Genomic DNA, 15682 nt, shown 5'->3' with positions numbered 1-15682 from the left:
TAATGATAAATACTATAATTACCTCAAAGTGGTTAGCTGGTTGAAGTGGCTAGATGATTATTGCTTACAATGTATTTGTAAAGTGTATTGCAGCAACAATTATTTATTTTGGAGATATATTATGAGCACTGCATTCTTTATTCCTGCTTACAACCTAATGGGCGCAGGCTGTTTAGTTCAAGCCGCGGACGCGATCAAATCTCATGGTTTCAAAAAAGCATTAATCGTTACCGATAAAGTGATTAAGAGCATAGGTATGGTTAAGCAAGTTCAAGACCTATTAAATGCGCGTGATGTCGCATCTGCAGTATTTGATGGCACCCAGCCAAACCCGACAACGGCTAATGTAGTCGCTGGTCTGGCATTGTTGAATTCAGAAAATTGTGATTTTGTGATTTCGTTAGGCGGTGGTTCACCACATGATTGCGCTAAAGGTATTGCACTTGTGGCTACCAATGGTGGGCATATTGCTGATTATGAAGGCCTGGATCAATCAGAAAAAGCCCAGCTACCGCTTGTTGCAATTAATACCACGGCAGGTACAGCGTCAGAAATGACCCGTTTCTGTATTATTACCAATGAAATAACACACATTAAAATGGCGATTGTTGATAAAAATACCACCCCGTTAATGTCTGTTAATGATCCTGAGTTGATGTTAGCGAAACCCGCTTCATTAACTGCAGCTACGGGTATGGATGCATTGACTCATGCGGTCGAAGCGTATGTATCAACAGCGGCAACGCCAATTACTGATGCCGTTGCCATTAAAGCGATGGAATTAATTCAAGCACATTTACGTACAGCCGTTGCACATGGTGACAATATCGAAGCGCGTGAGCAAATGGCCTATGCACAGTTCATGGCGGGTATGGCATTTAATAATGCCTCACTAGGTTATGTACACGCGATGGCGCATCAGTTAGGTGGTTTCTATGACTTGCCACATGGCGTATGTAATGCGGTATTACTGCCACATGTACAAGCGTATAACGCCCTGGTTTGTCCAGCACGTCTCCGTGATGTAGCTAAAGCAATGGGCGTTGATGTGACCCACATGACCGCAGAGCAAGGTGCTGACGCGGCGATTGCGGCAATTAAAGAATTAGCGCTAGCGGTAGGTATCCCTACGGGGCTAACAAGCTTAAATGTGAAAGTGGAAGATATTCCTGAGCTGGCTAAAAATGCCTTAAATGATGCGTGTGGGTTTACTAATCCAAAACAAGCAACCCACGAAGAGATCTGCGCGATCTTTAATGCGGCGATGTAATTAGTTAAAGAACTCCAGTAAGGTAATGTAATTAAGCCCAGATATCAGTATTGATGTCTGGGCTTTTTTACATGTTTATTCTGCTTGTTATTTTAATATCTTGTATTATCTACCCAGCAATACCGGGTGTATTAACTAGCACTCCACACTTGCTGACCGGTGCGGCTAAAGTTATAACCACCCAATTGCTCGCCTTTGGCTTGGATCTGCCTAGCTGATAGCGACTGTAGTAATTGTTGCTGCAAGGTGCGGAAGTAGATATTTTTCGGGATCACCAATTCAAATGCTTCGGTACTTATAGGAATAAATCCTAAACCAAATTCGCCTGCTGTGCTTTGACTCGCGCAGCCCACATCCGCTTCTCCACGGGCAATGCAAGATGCTAATTCTCGTTCACTGTGACAAGTTTCCGCTGCGGTAAGCATATCGACCGTGTAAGCATGATTGTGTAACCACTCGCCTAAGGCGCGCATACTACCAGCGCCTTCTTGACGTAATGCCCAACGCCAACGTGAAGCCAATAACTCTTGTGGATTTAACGAACGTGAATTGACTAAATCGGCTAACTCTTTACTGACGACTAAACCTTGCTGACGTTCAAAGGCGTGGATCAGCACCCAGTTTTTATGCCCTGGATATTGCTGTAATAATGCCGGATGCCGTAAGCCTGCTTCTTCTGCATTACCCCAATGGATCGCACAAATGTCCACATGTCCTTTACTGAGCATGGCCAAACCTTGGCGAGTGCCTGTTGAGGTGTAACCAACCAGTGCGGTGCTGCCAAGCTTTTGCGCCATCTTTCCCACGACCAGTTGTAGCAGTGGATCATCAGAACCAGCGATGAGTAAGCGGTCATTGAGTACGCCGTTATGACAAGATTCCAGTAGCCATTTATCCAGCATTGCTTTGGGAAATAACCATTTACCTGTTACTTTCGTTGCAGGTAAATTGCCATCGTTAGCCAGACTATAGACCTTTTTTTCATTCAGGTCTAAATACTCAGCGACTTGCTTTACATTCATAAACGCAGGGAAGTGTTCGCTCATGCACTGTTACCGGTTAGCGTTGATGGTTGTTCTTGTTCTTGTGCTAGCGCTTCTGCGTCAGGGCCTTTTACATCCAAGATCAAGTTTGTCATGCCATTATACACTTGGAAGCGATTGCCTTTGGCACGGGCAATCATGGTGATCCCGAGTTGCTTTGCTAAGTCGTAACCCATTTGTGTAGCACCCGAGCGAGATAGTAATACCGGAATACCCATTTGCGCTACTTTGATCACCATCTCAGACGTGAGGCGGCCTGTAGTATAAAAGATCTTATCGTCACCTGTTTGACCTTTTAACCACATCTCTCCAGCCAAGGTATCAACGGCATTGTGACGACCTACATCTTCGACAAACGATAAAATCGTGGTGTCTTTACACACAGCACAGCCATGGACTGCACCGGCCGCTTTATAAGTGGCGTTGTGGTGAGTTAATGCCTCTAACAAAGCATACAGCTTTGACTGGCGCAGTTTAGGTTGTGGCAGTGTGATACCTTCTAATTTTTTCATTACGTTGCCAAACATGGTGCCCTGACCACAGCCAGAGGTAACGGTTTTTTTCGATAACTTATCTGCTAAACCATCGGTACTTTCACGGGTGATCACGGCTGCAGAATTTGTATCCCAATCAATAATCACTGATTCAATCGCGGTAATGTCTTCAATGAAACCTTGGTTTTTTAAATATCCAAGCACGAGGTCGGCAGGGCGGACACCGAGCGTCATCACAGTGACGATTTCTACCCAGTTTAAATAAATCGTTAACGGATGTTCACACGCGATCTCTTTGGTCATGGTATCGCCATATTCATCCATGATGTCGACGGTCATGGTGTGCTCAACTGAAGAATTAGTTCTAATTATTTTTGGTAATTGCGGCATCCGAAAGTCCTGCTGGTTTATATATCTATCAAGAGGTAAGCAAAGTTCATTCCAACTTGTACCCAAGCATCTTGAAGTAACTTGGGTACAACCCTTTTATTTGTCACTTATTTTGGACTTGGTCTAAATTTTGCTGAGTAGGGGGCGTTATAGAAGAAATTATACAAATACTAAATAATTATAAAAAGAAAATAAAGGAGCATGTGTGCAACAAATTGATGAACATAAGCGCTTAGAAAAAGACGAATCAAGTTGGCCAATCAGGTTTCGTCTTCGCTCTGAAGAAAAGCAAATTGGACGTTGGACGACGCTGTCTTGGTGTATTGATAATGTCGAATTATATGACCATAACCGCACGCAAGAAGACCCCAGCATCGGTATTTGTTATGAACGTGTATTAACGTTATATCGCGATGAACGCACTGATTATCGTTTCAACCTCAGCTCACAAGACCCGCATCTGTTTATTGTTTGTGAAGAAAGTGATGAGCAGTTATCGCCGTTACTTATCACTGTCGCGCAAAGTGTCGCCAGCAGTTACATGGATGGCGACTATCAAGTGTTACATATTCAGATGCCCTTACCCGTGCAAGCTTGGATGGAAGCATTCATTGGTCGTCATGGCGAACTGATTGAATTTAAAAAGAAATGTTATAAAGATAAAAAAGGACGTTCAAGTGGCAACTAACTTTTTTCAACGTTGGTCTAGCCGCTCTCTGACGGCTAAAAACAAGGCTGTGGCAACGTCATCGGTAACGAATGCAGCCGTTACAGAGTTAGCCGGATTTGAGCAAGTTGTGGAGCCGGTTGATGATGCTAACGCACAACTAAATCAAACAGTTATACCGGATGAAGTGACGTATGACGTTGTCGATAAGCAGACCGCTATTGCAGATAAAAGCAGTGATGACGTATTAACAATTGCTGATGCAGACTGCGTAACATTTGACAGCGGCGTTGCTTCATTTCTAAAGCAGGGGGTTAATAAGTCCGTAAAAAAAGCCGCGCTGGCTAAATTATTTCATTCCGATGAATTCAATTATATCAGTGCTATGGACGATCATACTGAAGATTTTTCGAACATTCCTAAACTCGACGATAGTATCGCCAAGCAGCTACGTGGTTGGGTTAAGGCGGTATTAGAAGAACCTGAGCAAGAAACGGATCGAGTGTCGGAAACGGATAGAGCAGAAGCCCCCAGTATTGAACAAACAGAAGAAGCAGAAATGTCAGCTGTTGAAGATGAAACAGTTGAACCCGTCACGGAAGATTTCAAATTATCGCTAGGCTGCGATGAGCCACATCACAAGACTATTCAGCAAGGTGAGACATAAAGGGACTAATAACCCTTTTTTTCATCGGGACAATTTGATACAGGTGTGATCATTTGTAGCGACAAAATGTCTCAGTTGGAAATACCTCAACGGTCCTTATCTGACTTTAGCTCTTTATAGGTCATTTTTTTCCGTTAAAAGTTGGTTCGGTTATTGCTCTATTAGCTACAGCATAAAGTACGGTAAAAATCGTACGGCAGAAAGAGCAGCGGGCACTCAACTCGCAGTTTAATCGACACCAATTTTAGCGGTGACGAGTATACAGGAATAGCAATGTTAAAAAGTATTCTAGAAACATTTACAGATAGCAATGGTCAAGCACGCTTAAGTGCAATCGCTGGTACGGTTGAATTATCGAACTTGATCCCACCAACGGTTTCTTATGAGAGCCGAGGGAATTTATTGATCGTTGGTGCATACGATACGATCACGGCATTAGCGCCGCAATTTGCCACGCTTAACTCGGTGACACTATTGGCAACATCAGCAGCTGAGACAGTGTCAGTGGGCCTAGATACCAAGGTGTTTTTTAGTCATGACGTCACGATCAAAGGCTACCTTGGCGCGTTCGAAGTCAACTGTCGTGTAGCGGGTCGCTTGCTGAATACCTATACCAACCTCGCGGAAGTCACGATTGGTGGTGACAGCTTTGATTTAGTGGTTGATATGAGCGTCGAGAGCATCATCAATACCGAGATCCCGGCACCGGGTTATTACCCTGTTGGCAGCGGTAAAACGGCGATTGCAGATGTGATTGAAACCTTACCGGACATGCTTGGTATGTTTGATAAACCAAAATATTTCCGTTTAAACAATGATATTTGTGCGCATTCTTCCCGTGGTGTGAGCGGTTGTACGCGTTGTGTTGATGCGTGTCCTGCCGGGGCGTTATCAAGTAATGGTCATGCGATCGAGATTAACCCGTTCTTATGTCAGGGGGTTGGTACTTGTGCAACGGCTTGTCCGACAGAAGCGATCACGTATGCATTACCAGATCCAGAGAAAACCCAGAACTTCATTTACCGTTTGTTAAACAGTTATCAAATGGCGGGTGGTGTTAAACCGACGATCTTATTCTTTGGTAACCGTGATGAAGAAAACGTTGCAGCACAATTACCGTCATTACCATCGAATGTGATCCCGATTGCACTGGAAGAGTTAGCCACTGTTGGTGTGGATACCTGGTTTAGTGCGCTGATTTATGGTGCGCATCAAGTACTGTTAGCCACCAATATCGCTTATATGCCTGCGACAATTGATCGCGTGTTAAAAGATGAGTTAGCCATTGCCAATAACTTCTTAACTGAACTTGGTTTTGAAGCAGATCGAATTTGCTTGTTTGAACTTAGCTCCGCGGCTGAATTTGTGGCGTTCCCTGCATCTTTGTTGCCTGTTACAGATAACAAGATCGCTGTGATGGATAGCGGTGTATTGGCCGAGCAATTATCAGGGACAAAGCGTGAAAAACTGTTTAGTGCATTAGATAGATTGCATGCGCAAAGCACAGTTAGACCAACAGTATCTAGCGTACCTGAAAATGCACCTTACGGTAGCGTTGAATGTAAGACCGATGATTGCACGCTATGTATGGGCTGTGTGGCGGTATGTCCAACCCGTGCATTACATGCTGTTGGTGGACGCCCCGGTTTGCAGTTTAGAGAGCAAGATTGCGTGCAATGTGGCTTATGTGAAAAAGCCTGCCCAGAGCAAGTGATTAGTCTTAAACCGGGTGTTAATTGGGATGTAGAAAGCCGCCAAAGTACCGTGATGATCCATGAAGAAGAGCCTGCCTGTTGTTTAAGTTGTGGTAAAGCGTTTGCGCCAGCGTCGATGATTAAAATGCTGACCGAGAAATTACAAGGTCATTCCCAATTTCAGGGTGATGCTATTCGCCGTTTATCTATGTGTGAAGATTGTCGTGTACGCGATATTTTTTCTGACATGGCTGATGATCCAACCAGTCAGTTACGAGTGTAAAACGAAATGATGGAAACACAAAAAATGTCACAGCCAGCTGCTGAAGAAACAAGATTACGTATTGATATTTATAGTTTACTTGCTCATCTATTACGTAAAGCCCCCGATGCTGACGTTATTGATTGGTTAGCTAATTTAGATGTGGATACACCGAACGAACTCATTCAAACCACGGGTATGTCAGCGGCTTGGCCGTTATTAAAACTCGCGTCACAAAAGACCTTATTAACCGCGGTTGAAGATGAATACCAAGATCTATTTATTGGTATTGGTCATGGTGAGATCGTGCCGTTTTGTTCCTGGTATCTCACTGGTTCGTTAATGGAAATGCCATTAGCACATTTACGTCATGATTTGAAAAAGCTGGGTTTTCAACGCGATGAAGACGTGAAAGAACCGGAAGATCATATTGCGGCATTGCTCGAAGTTATGACGATGTTAGCCGCAGAAAGTAATCACAAAGTACAAGCCGAATTTTTTAATCGTCATCTCGATACTTGGTTTGAGCGTTTTTGTCAGGATTTAAAGGTAGCGAAAAACGCGGTGTTTTATAGCGCCGTTGCCGAGCTAGCTTTGCAATTTTTAAGCATTGAAAAAGTACGTTTTATCGACATAAAAAAATAATAACGATAGAGGATCAAACTGGATGAGTAAACAAAATAAGCCGGATGAAAACCGCCGCCAATTGTTAAAGAATATTGGTTTAGGTGTCACTGCTGGTGTGATAGCAACAGGTGTATCGACCTCTGCGTGTGCATCGAACGACACGCAAGATATGAACACTAAGCAAGAACAGACAACAGGTTACCATGAAACTCAACACATTCGTGATTACTACGATTCTCTATAAGCGGAGCTCTAAATGAAATTAACTAAACGTTCCGATACGGTCAACAAGGACGAAAAACAACTGGGTATTTCGCGCCGTTCGTTTATGCGTAACTCTTCAATTGCTGCCGTTGGTGGTGTAGTCGGTGTTGGCATGTTTGCACCGGGCATGATGAAAAAAGCCGAAGCGAAATCTGTTGATCCAGAATCACCTGTTGAAATCAAACGTACGATTTGTTCTCACTGTTCAGTGGGCTGTGGTATTTATGCCGAAGTACAAGAAGGGGTATGGACAGGCCAAGAACCTGCATTTGATCACCCGTTTAATGCGGGTGGTCACTGTGCAAAAGGTGCTGCATTACGTGAACACGGTCATGGTGCGAAACGTCTTAAATATCCAATGAAACTGGTTAACGGTAAATGGATAAAAATGAGCTGGGAAACAGCACTTGAAGAAGTCAGCCAGCAAGTACTTAAGATCCGTGAAGAATCCGGTCCTGATTCTGTTTATTGGTTAGGTTCGGCAAAACATAACAATGAACAAGCGTATTTGTTTCGTAAAATGGTCTCGATGTGGGGCACCAATAATGTCGATCACCAAGCGCGTATTTGTCATTCTACAACCGTAGCTGGTGTCGCAAATACTTGGGGTTATGGGGCGATGACCAATTCGCTAAATGATATGCAGAACTGTAAGTCAATCTTGTTTATTGGCTCTAATCCTGCAGAAGCTCATCCTGTTGCTATGCAGCATATCCTTATCGCCAAAGAAAAAAACAACTGTAAAATTATTGTTGCTGATCCACGTCGTACCCGTACCGCGGCAAAAGCAGATCACTATGTGTCTTTACGCCCGGGGTCTGACGTTGCTTTTGTTTGGGGAGTGTTATACCACGTATTTAAAAATGGTTGGGAAGATAAAGAGTTTATTCGCCAACGTGTTTACGGCATGGAAGACGTGCGTGCTGAAGTCGCTAAATGGACACCTGCAGAAGTCGAACGCGTATCTGGCGTAGCTGAAGCCGATGTTTATGAAACCGCGAAACTGCTGTCTGAACACCGTCCCGGTTGTGTAGTCTGGTGTATGGGGGGGACTCAACATACCACAGGTAATAACAATACCCGTGCTTATTGTATCCTGGAACTGGCATTAGGCAACATAGGCAAATCGGGAGGTGGTGCCAATATTTTCCGTGGTCACGATAACGTACAGGGTGCGACTGACTTTGGTGTATTAGCAGATAACTTACCGGGTTATTACGGTCTTTCTGAAGGTGCTTGGCAGCATTGGGCAGGGGTATGGGATGTTGATTATGAGTGGCTAAAAGGCCGCTTTGATCAAAATGCTTACCGGGGTAAAAAACCAATGAACCATGCGGGTATTCCGGTATCTCGTTGGATTGATGGGGTATTAGAAAATAAAGACAACATCGAGCAGAACGATAATATCCGCGCCATGTTCTATTGGGGTCATGCGGTTAACTCACAAACCCGTGGTCCTGAAATGCGCACGGCGATGGGCAAACTGGACATGATGGTAATTGTTGATCCGTATCCAGGTGTTGCTGCTGTGATGAATGGACGTACCGATAATGTGTATCTATTACCTGCTACGACGCAGTTTGAAACCACGGGTTCAGTTACGGCAACAAACCGTTCAATTCAATGGCGTGATAAGGTCATTGAGCCGCTGTTTGAGTCTAAACCTGATCACGAGATCATGTATTTACTCGCTAAGAAGCTTGGTTTAGCGGAGCAATTGTTCAAGCATATTGAGGTGAAGAACAACCAACCAGTGATTGAAGACATCACCCGCGAATACAACAAGGGGATGTGGACCATTGGCTACACAGGTCAAAGTCCTGAACGTCTAAAAGCCCATCAGAAAAACTGGCATACATTCCACAAAACCACGTTAGAAGCTGAAGGTGGTGTTGCTCACGGTGAGACTTACGGTCTGCCTTGGCCATGTTGGGGTACGCCAGAGATGAAACACCCGGGTACCCATATTCTTTATGATACATCGAAGCCTGTTGCATTAGGTGGCGGTAACTTCCGTGCACGTTTTGGTGTTGAACGTAATGGCGAAAGCTTATTAGCAGTCGACAGTTATTCAAAAGATTGTGAGTTAGAGAGTGGTTTCCCAGAGTTCAGTGACAAACTGCTTAAGCAACTTGGCTGGTGGGACGAACTGACGGCTGACGAAAAAGTGAAAGCAACAGGTAAAAACTGGAAAACTGACGTATCTGGCGGTATTCAACGTGTGGCAATTAAACACGGTTGTATCCCTTACGGTAACGCGAAAGCGCGTGCAGTGGTATGGACATTCCCAGATGCAGTGCCGCTTCATCGTGAACCGTTATACACACCGCGTCGTGATCTTGTGGCTGATTACCCAACGTGGAATGACAGTGAAGCGATGTTCCGTCTGCCAACCTTATACAAATCAATTCAAGATAAAGATGTATCAGGTGAATACCCGATCGTGCTTACTTCTGGGCGTTTGGTTGAGTATGAAGGCGGTGGTGATGAAACCCGTTCCAACCCATGGTTAGCAGAACTACAACAAGAAATGTTTGTTGAAGTAAATCCGAAAGATGCCAACGATTTAGGTTTCCGTGATGGTGACATGGTGTGGGTTGAAGGTGCTGAAAAAGGCCGTATCCATGTAAAAGCCATGGTTACCCGTCGGGTGAAACCGGGACTAGCATTTCTGCCGTTCCACTTTGGTGGTTATTTCCAAGGTGAAGATTTACGGGGCAACTACCCAGCAGGCTCTACGCCGTATGTATCGGGTGAATCAGCGAACATTGCCACAACCTATGGTTATGATCCGGTGACACAAATGCAGGAAACCAAAGTAACCCTCTGTAAAATATCTAAAGCGTAAGGAGTCATTCTAATGGCGAGTATGAAATTTTTGTGTGACTCGAAACGTTGTATTGAATGCAATGGTTGTGTCACCGCATGTAAGAATGAAAATGATGATGCACTACAATGGGGTATCCAACGCCGCCGCGTCGTTACCTTAAACGACGGTGAGCCGGGAGAAAGCTCAATCTCTGTGGCCTGTATGCATTGCACTGATGCACCGTGTATGGCGGTTTGTCCTGCGGATTGTTTTGAACGTACTGAAGATGGCATTGTGCGACACGACAAAGACCTGTGTATCGGTTGTGGTTATTGCTTGTTTGCCTGCCCGTTTGGCGCACCGCAATTCCCGAAACAAGATGCCTTTGCTGAACGTGGCAAGATGGACAAATGTACCTTCTGTGCTGGTGGACCGGGTGTAGAACCTGGTTCTGCAGAAGAGAAGAAAAAATACGGCTCGAACCGTATTGCAGAAGGTAAATTACCTATGTGTGCATCGCTTTGTTCGACTAAAGCATTGCTTGCTGGTGACGCTGCAAAAATCTCTGATATTTATGCTGAACGTGTTGTTGCACGCGGTGCGAAAAACGCGGGCTGGGCAAGCACTGACGACCTTGCTTATGATGCAAGTAAACCCCAAAGCAGTTAATTTTTATGCATGGCTAAGTGATTAGCCATGTATAAAGTCTGTGTTCCCTCATCGTTAATGGGCACAGAATTAACGGATAATTGTAATAACTAACATAAACATGGGTGAGCGACTTTGGCGATAAAGCTGCTCCCTATTAGCGCTGTTGTTTAGATACAGTGAGGAGATTTAATGACTAAGCGAATTCAACGTTGGTTCACTCTGTTAGTGAGTGTATTAATGCTGAGCGTTACCTTGTCAGCATTTGCTAGTGAAACAGCAGATAACAAGACTCGCAGTGAGCGTTTCGGTGAATCAGCAGTAAAAGGTGAGCTTGCTGGTTTTGCTGGCGCTGATTATTGGCGTGCAGTACGAGATGGTCAAGCAGGCTACACCACATCAAAATCACCCGAACACGGGGTATTGGTCAGTGTACCGGGGCAAGCTTGGTTTATTCTGAAAGAGAAATGGATGTCACCATTAGGTGCACTCGCTATCTTTGGCAGCATTGGTTTAGTGGTATTAGCGTACTTCACCATCGGCCCATTAAGACTAAGTAAAGCGAGAACGGGTCGTAAGATCCAGCGCTGGAGTCTGGTCGATCGTACATTGCATTGGAGTATGGCGTTTACCTTTTTAAGCTTGGCGTTTACGGGCTTAATGTTGGTTTATGGCAAGCATTTTCTGAAACCGGTGATCTCCCGCGATATTTGGGCGATGATTATTTATGGCGCGAAACAGTTCCACAACTATGTCGGGCCATTATTTGCGATCTTACTGTTTACGGTGATGATTAAGTGGTGGCGTAAGAGTTTGTTTACCAAGGTCGATATTAACTGGTTCATGAAAATGGGCGGTATGGTCGGTAAACACAAGGGCACGCATCCATCAGCTGACTTCTCTAATGGTGGTGAAAAAGCGCTGTTTTGGTTACTGATATTTTGTGGTGTGTTTATTATATTTAGTGGCTTTATCCTTGATTTTCCTATGTTTGAACAAACCCGTCGCGATATGGAACTATCTAATTTAGTGCATATGCTGGCATCACTGGTACTGATTTGTGGTTTTGTATTTCATATCTATGTGGGCTTAGTGGGGATTGAAGCATCATTAGAAGGTATGGTGACAGGCGAAGTTGATGAAACATGGGCCAAAGAGCACCATGATATTTGGTATGAAAAAGTAAAAGACTTACCAGAGAATCAATCGGAAACTGCAGTTGTCACGGATCCAGAATGCAAAAAAAACACTAAAACTGAGCATTAAGTCTAGCGCTTAATGAGGTATTCTCCTTCTAAACCAGCCTGCTGATTTAGGAGGAGAACACGTTAAGCTGTTCTTCGTTCAGATCACATATTTATTTCTGGTTTTAGAACTGAGTTTAATAAGGTTTTTGTGTATGGGTGGCTCGGATTAGCAAATACTGACTTGGTTTCACCGACTTCACAAATTCGACCTTTGTTCAGTATGGCAATTTGATCTGCAATCGACTCGACAATCGCTAAATCATGGGCGATAAAAATATAACTGGTATTAAATTTTAGTTGCAGCTCTTTGAGTAATGTCAATACGGTAGCTTGCACGGTTACATCTAAGGCGGAGGTTATCTCATCACAAAGTAATAACTCGGGCTCGGACGCAAAGGCTCTTGCTATTGCCACTCGTTGTTTTTCACCACCTGACAGCATGGTTGGGTTGCGATACAGATAGTCTGGATTGAGGTGAACTTGTATCAATAATTCTTTTGCTCTTTCATGGCATTGAGCGCTATTCATATTAAAATAGAGTTGTAATGGCTTAGATAAAATCTGCAAAATAGTTTGCTTGGGATTTAACGAAGCATCCGGATTTTGAAATATCATTTGGATTTGTTTTTTCTGTTCTTTGGTCCGTTTTTCCAGGATCTCTAATGGTTTTCCATTAAAGATTATTTTACCACCGTTGGCTTTGTTTAATCCTGCAATGGTTTTAAGAATCGTCGATTTACCACTACCAGACTCACCAATCAAGGCCAGTGTTTCACCTTTCTTTAACGTTAAATTGATATTGTCGACGGTGGCTTCAGGCTCTGCTTGTCGGGTTATTGATTGCCATAACGTGTTACGGTGATAGGATATTTTCAGATCATTTAACGAGATGCTGGTTTCTTTTTGCACCTCATCTTGCGGCGTTACTGGCAGGGCGTTTTTTTGGTTTTTACCAATAACCGGTACTGCTTTTAATAACGCTTGGGTGTAGCTATGTTCAGGTTCTAATAAAACTTTTTTAATGTCACCGTGCTCTACTATCTCGCCTTTGTACATCACACATACTTTATTACACAGTCGAGAAACCGCACCAAAATCATGACTTACAAAAACCATCGCCACGTTATGTTTATGGATTAATGCTTTTAATAAATCCAGAATATGGACCTGAGTGGTCGCATCAAGGCCTGTGGTTGGTTCATCTAAAATGAGTAGCTCAGGTTTGACCGCTAACGCCATCGCAATTGCTACGCGTTGTTGTTGACCGCCTGACAGTTGGTGTGGGTAACGTGAGAATATTTGTTCTGGATCCGGTAATTTAACATCGTTTAATAGCTCAATGACTCTAGATTTATAATTTGCTTTGTCAATATCACTATGAAATTGTAACACTTCTTGTATTTGCGGACCCACTTTCATGGTTGGCGTTAATGCTTGCCCTGCATTTTGAGGTATTAATGCGATCTGACTACCTCGGATTGCGGCTAACGCTTCTATGGGTAACTGTACGATATCTTTATTATCAAAATGGATAGCGCCAGATTTAATAAAACAACCGTCATTAGTGTATCCCATTAAAGCCAGGGCTAAGGTACTTTTTCCTGAGCCAGATTCACCCACCAGACCGATAATGTCTTTGGGTTTAACTTGGAGATTGACATCTTTGAGAATATGACAAAAATCACCTGATTTGTTGTTGAACCCCAAATTTAAATTTGAAACTTCGATTATATGATTCATCTTTTTCTCCTTATACTGGCGAGCTGTTATCACGATTTAGACCAACCACTTTTGATAAGGCGTCTGAAATAATATTGATTGAAAATATAAGTGAGCTTAAAGCGATTAACGGTGCAAGGGTAGCCCAAGGTGCAACAGACATAAATCCTCGCGTATCTGCGATCATCAAGCCCCAATCTGGCGTAGGAGGGTTAACGCCAAAGCCTAAGAAAGATAAAGAACTGAAAATAAGTAACATCCATGACCAACGCATCGCGCCATCCACTAAGATAACATTCATGATATTAGGCAAGATTTCATAGCGAATGATAGAGCTGGTGCGTTCTCCGCGTAAGCGTGCGGCTAAAATATAGTCATGAGTAATAACGTCAAGGGTGGCACCCCTAACAACTCTGATCACCGCAATACCGTAGAAAAAGCCTAAGGTTAAAATTAGTGTCGCATCGCTCTGTCCGATCACACTGATGATCAGCAGCAAAAATAGGATCCAGGGAATTGATAATAACGCATCGATGAAACGCATGACGACTTCATCAAAACGACCGCCTACAAAACCGGTAATAATGCCTAAGCAGCTGCCCCATAGTATGGCGATGAAACTACCCGCAAAGGTAATCATTAGCGCTGCTCTGCCTCCCATAATGGTACGGCTTAAGATATCTCGGCCTAATTGATCGGTGCCGAACCAGTGTTCGAGGCTTGGACCCTTAAGAATATTAAAGCTGTCGGTTTGTCCATAATCATAGGGAATGATATAGGTAGCAAAACAAGCTAATACAATATGGGAAATGAATAAGATTAAACCAACTTTAGCGGATGGTGTTGCGCTAAGTTGTTTAAAAAAGTCCATAAACAATTTAATCTGACTCATTTTAATATCCTTGCAGTGTGCGAAGTTTGGGATTAAGAACACCGGTTAGCAGATCTGCACAAAGGTTAACCAAAATATAAATAACCGCTAAAGCGATGGCGATACCTTGAACGACCGGGAGGTCTCTATCGTAAATAGCTGCAATCATCAGACTGCCAATACCAGGGTAGTTGAATACTTGTTCAATGATAACAACACCACCAAGTAGCCAGGCAATAGTAAGCGCGATAATGTTAATAGCCGGAAGCAGGGCATTAGGAAGTGCATGATAAAAAACGATATGCCAATAAGGCATGCCTTTTAAGTGACACATTTTAATGTAATCTGAATTCATCACGGTGATCATACATGCGCGTACCATGCGTAATATATGGGCAATCATGACCATCGACAGGGTAATGGCTGGTAATACTAAGTTAGGCAGTAATTCAGAAAACGTAGCACTGTCTCCGATTAACGTCACGGCTGGAAACCAGGGCAGCCAGATGCTAAATACCAGCGTTAATAGGGTAGCGGTTACAAATTCAGGCACTGTCATGGTGAAAAGGGAAGCCATTGAGATCATGTGGTCTGATTTTGTATTGACTCTAAGGCCGGCGATACAGCCAAGTAGAATGGCGATTGGGATCCCTATCGAAGCTGCTATGCCACCCAGAATTAAGGTGTTTTCTAATCGAGGAATAAGTATGTCACTAACGGGCTTTTGACGTTTTAACGATGTGCCCAAATTGCCATTAACAATATTTTCGGACCAAAGCGCAAAACGTTCAATTAAAGGGGCATTTAAATTATTGTCGATGCGACATTGTTCTAATCGAGTGCCGCTGGCATTTTGTCCGAGATAACTAGTACAAAAGTCACCGGGTAATGATTCAGTAACAAAAAAAACCAGTACACCCACAATCATAAGCGAAAACATTGCGGTGAAAAGGCGTTTATAAATCATGGTAAACATGAAAGTCCTTATTATATTAAAGGTATATACCCAA

General features: G+C 43.5%; 14 protein-coding genes. 9 read left to right on the top strand and 5 right to left on the bottom strand.

Translation table 11 applies throughout. From position 1 onward, the window contains the following. Positions 1-121: 121 nt before the first annotated feature. Positions 122-1270 carry an L-threonine dehydrogenase gene (yiaY, locus tag HRT96_RS04120; RefSeq protein WP_293152621.1) on the top strand — a complete coding sequence of 383 codons (1149 nt, stop codon included), beginning with the start codon at positions 122-124 and terminating at the stop codon, positions 1268-1270. Positions 1271-1401: 131 nt separating this feature from the next. Here yiaY and HRT96_RS04115 read toward each other — a convergent pair whose 3' ends face one another. Together HRT96_RS04115 and HRT96_RS04110 are read right to left on the bottom strand one after the other, a co-directional pair. Beyond that, a complete protein-coding gene (locus tag HRT96_RS04115; protein ID WP_293152618.1) occupies positions 1402-2316 on the bottom strand; it encodes a helix-turn-helix transcriptional regulator in 915 nt (304 codons plus the stop codon). Beyond that, a complete protein-coding gene (locus tag HRT96_RS04110) occupies positions 2313-3197 on the bottom strand; it encodes a formate dehydrogenase accessory sulfurtransferase FdhD (protein WP_293152615.1) in 885 nt (294 codons plus the stop codon). The genes HRT96_RS04115 and HRT96_RS04110 overlap by 4 nt, the downstream gene beginning before the upstream one ends. Before the next feature lie 205 nt (positions 3198-3402). Between HRT96_RS04110 and HRT96_RS04105 the strand changes: the two genes are divergently transcribed. The 8 genes from HRT96_RS04105 to HRT96_RS04070 all read left to right on the top strand — a co-directional run bounded on the left by HRT96_RS04105 (position 3403) and on the right by HRT96_RS04070 (position 12101). Further along, complete coding sequence (locus tag HRT96_RS04105; RefSeq protein WP_293152612.1) at positions 3403-3885, top strand: DUF3305 domain-containing protein; 483 nt, start codon at positions 3403-3405, stop codon at positions 3883-3885. After that, positions 3875-4531, top strand: coding sequence for a DUF3306 domain-containing protein (locus tag HRT96_RS04100; RefSeq protein ID WP_293152609.1), 657 nt, complete (start codon positions 3875-3877; stop codon positions 4529-4531). The genes HRT96_RS04105 and HRT96_RS04100 overlap by 11 nt, the downstream gene beginning before the upstream one ends. Positions 4532-4804: 273 nt before the next feature. Further along, positions 4805-6508 (top strand): 4Fe-4S dicluster domain-containing protein, encoded by a 1704-nt coding sequence (locus HRT96_RS04095; RefSeq protein ID WP_293152606.1) that lies wholly within the window; start codon positions 4805-4807, stop codon positions 6506-6508. A gap of 24 nt (positions 6509-6532) precedes the next feature. Continuing rightward, positions 6533-7132, top strand: a complete 600-nt coding sequence (locus tag HRT96_RS04090) for a molecular chaperone TorD family protein (protein ID WP_293152603.1) — start codon at positions 6533-6535, stop codon at positions 7130-7132. Positions 7133-7154: 22 nt separating this feature from the next. After that, on the top strand, positions 7155-7358 hold the full coding sequence (locus tag HRT96_RS04085) for a formate dehydrogenase subunit or accessory protein (RefSeq protein ID WP_293152600.1): 204 nt from the start codon (positions 7155-7157) through the stop codon (positions 7356-7358). A gap of 12 nt (positions 7359-7370) precedes the next feature. Continuing rightward, entirely contained in the window at positions 7371-10226 is a 2856-nt protein-coding gene (locus HRT96_RS04080; protein WP_293152597.1) for a formate dehydrogenase subunit alpha, read from the top strand. Between the two features lie 12 nt (positions 10227-10238). Then, positions 10239-10856 (top strand): formate dehydrogenase FDH3 subunit beta, encoded by a 618-nt coding sequence (gene fdh3B / locus HRT96_RS04075; RefSeq protein WP_293152594.1) that lies wholly within the window; start codon positions 10239-10241, stop codon positions 10854-10856. Between the two features lie 171 nt (positions 10857-11027). Next, positions 11028-12101: a formate dehydrogenase subunit gamma gene (locus HRT96_RS04070; protein WP_293152591.1), complete on the top strand. Its 1074-nt coding sequence runs from the start codon at positions 11028-11030 to the stop codon at positions 12099-12101. Positions 12102-12184: 83 nt separating this feature from the next. Here HRT96_RS04070 and HRT96_RS04065 read toward each other — a convergent pair whose 3' ends face one another. From HRT96_RS04065 to HRT96_RS04055, 3 genes are read right to left on the bottom strand one after another with little or no spacing between them, the layout of a single operon-like run. Then, positions 12185-13822: an ABC transporter ATP-binding protein gene (locus HRT96_RS04065; protein WP_293152588.1), complete on the bottom strand. Its 1638-nt coding sequence runs from the start codon at positions 13820-13822 to the stop codon at positions 12185-12187. A gap of 10 nt (positions 13823-13832) precedes the next feature. Further along, positions 13833-14693 (bottom strand): ABC transporter permease, encoded by an 861-nt coding sequence (locus tag HRT96_RS04060; protein ID WP_293152585.1) that lies wholly within the window; start codon positions 14691-14693, stop codon positions 13833-13835. A 1-nt stretch (position 14694) separates the two neighbouring features. Further along, a complete protein-coding gene (locus tag HRT96_RS04055) occupies positions 14695-15648 on the bottom strand; it encodes an ABC transporter permease (protein WP_293152582.1) in 954 nt (317 codons plus the stop codon). Positions 15649-15682 lie beyond the last annotated feature (34 nt).

Origin of the sequence: Moritella sp. (assembly GCF_013215705.1) — a bacterium.
Taxonomy (GTDB): Bacteria; Pseudomonadota; Gammaproteobacteria; order Enterobacterales; family Moritellaceae; genus Moritella.
Note: the sequence above shows the minus strand (reverse complement) of the source record. Positions and strands in the feature narration are given on the sequence as shown.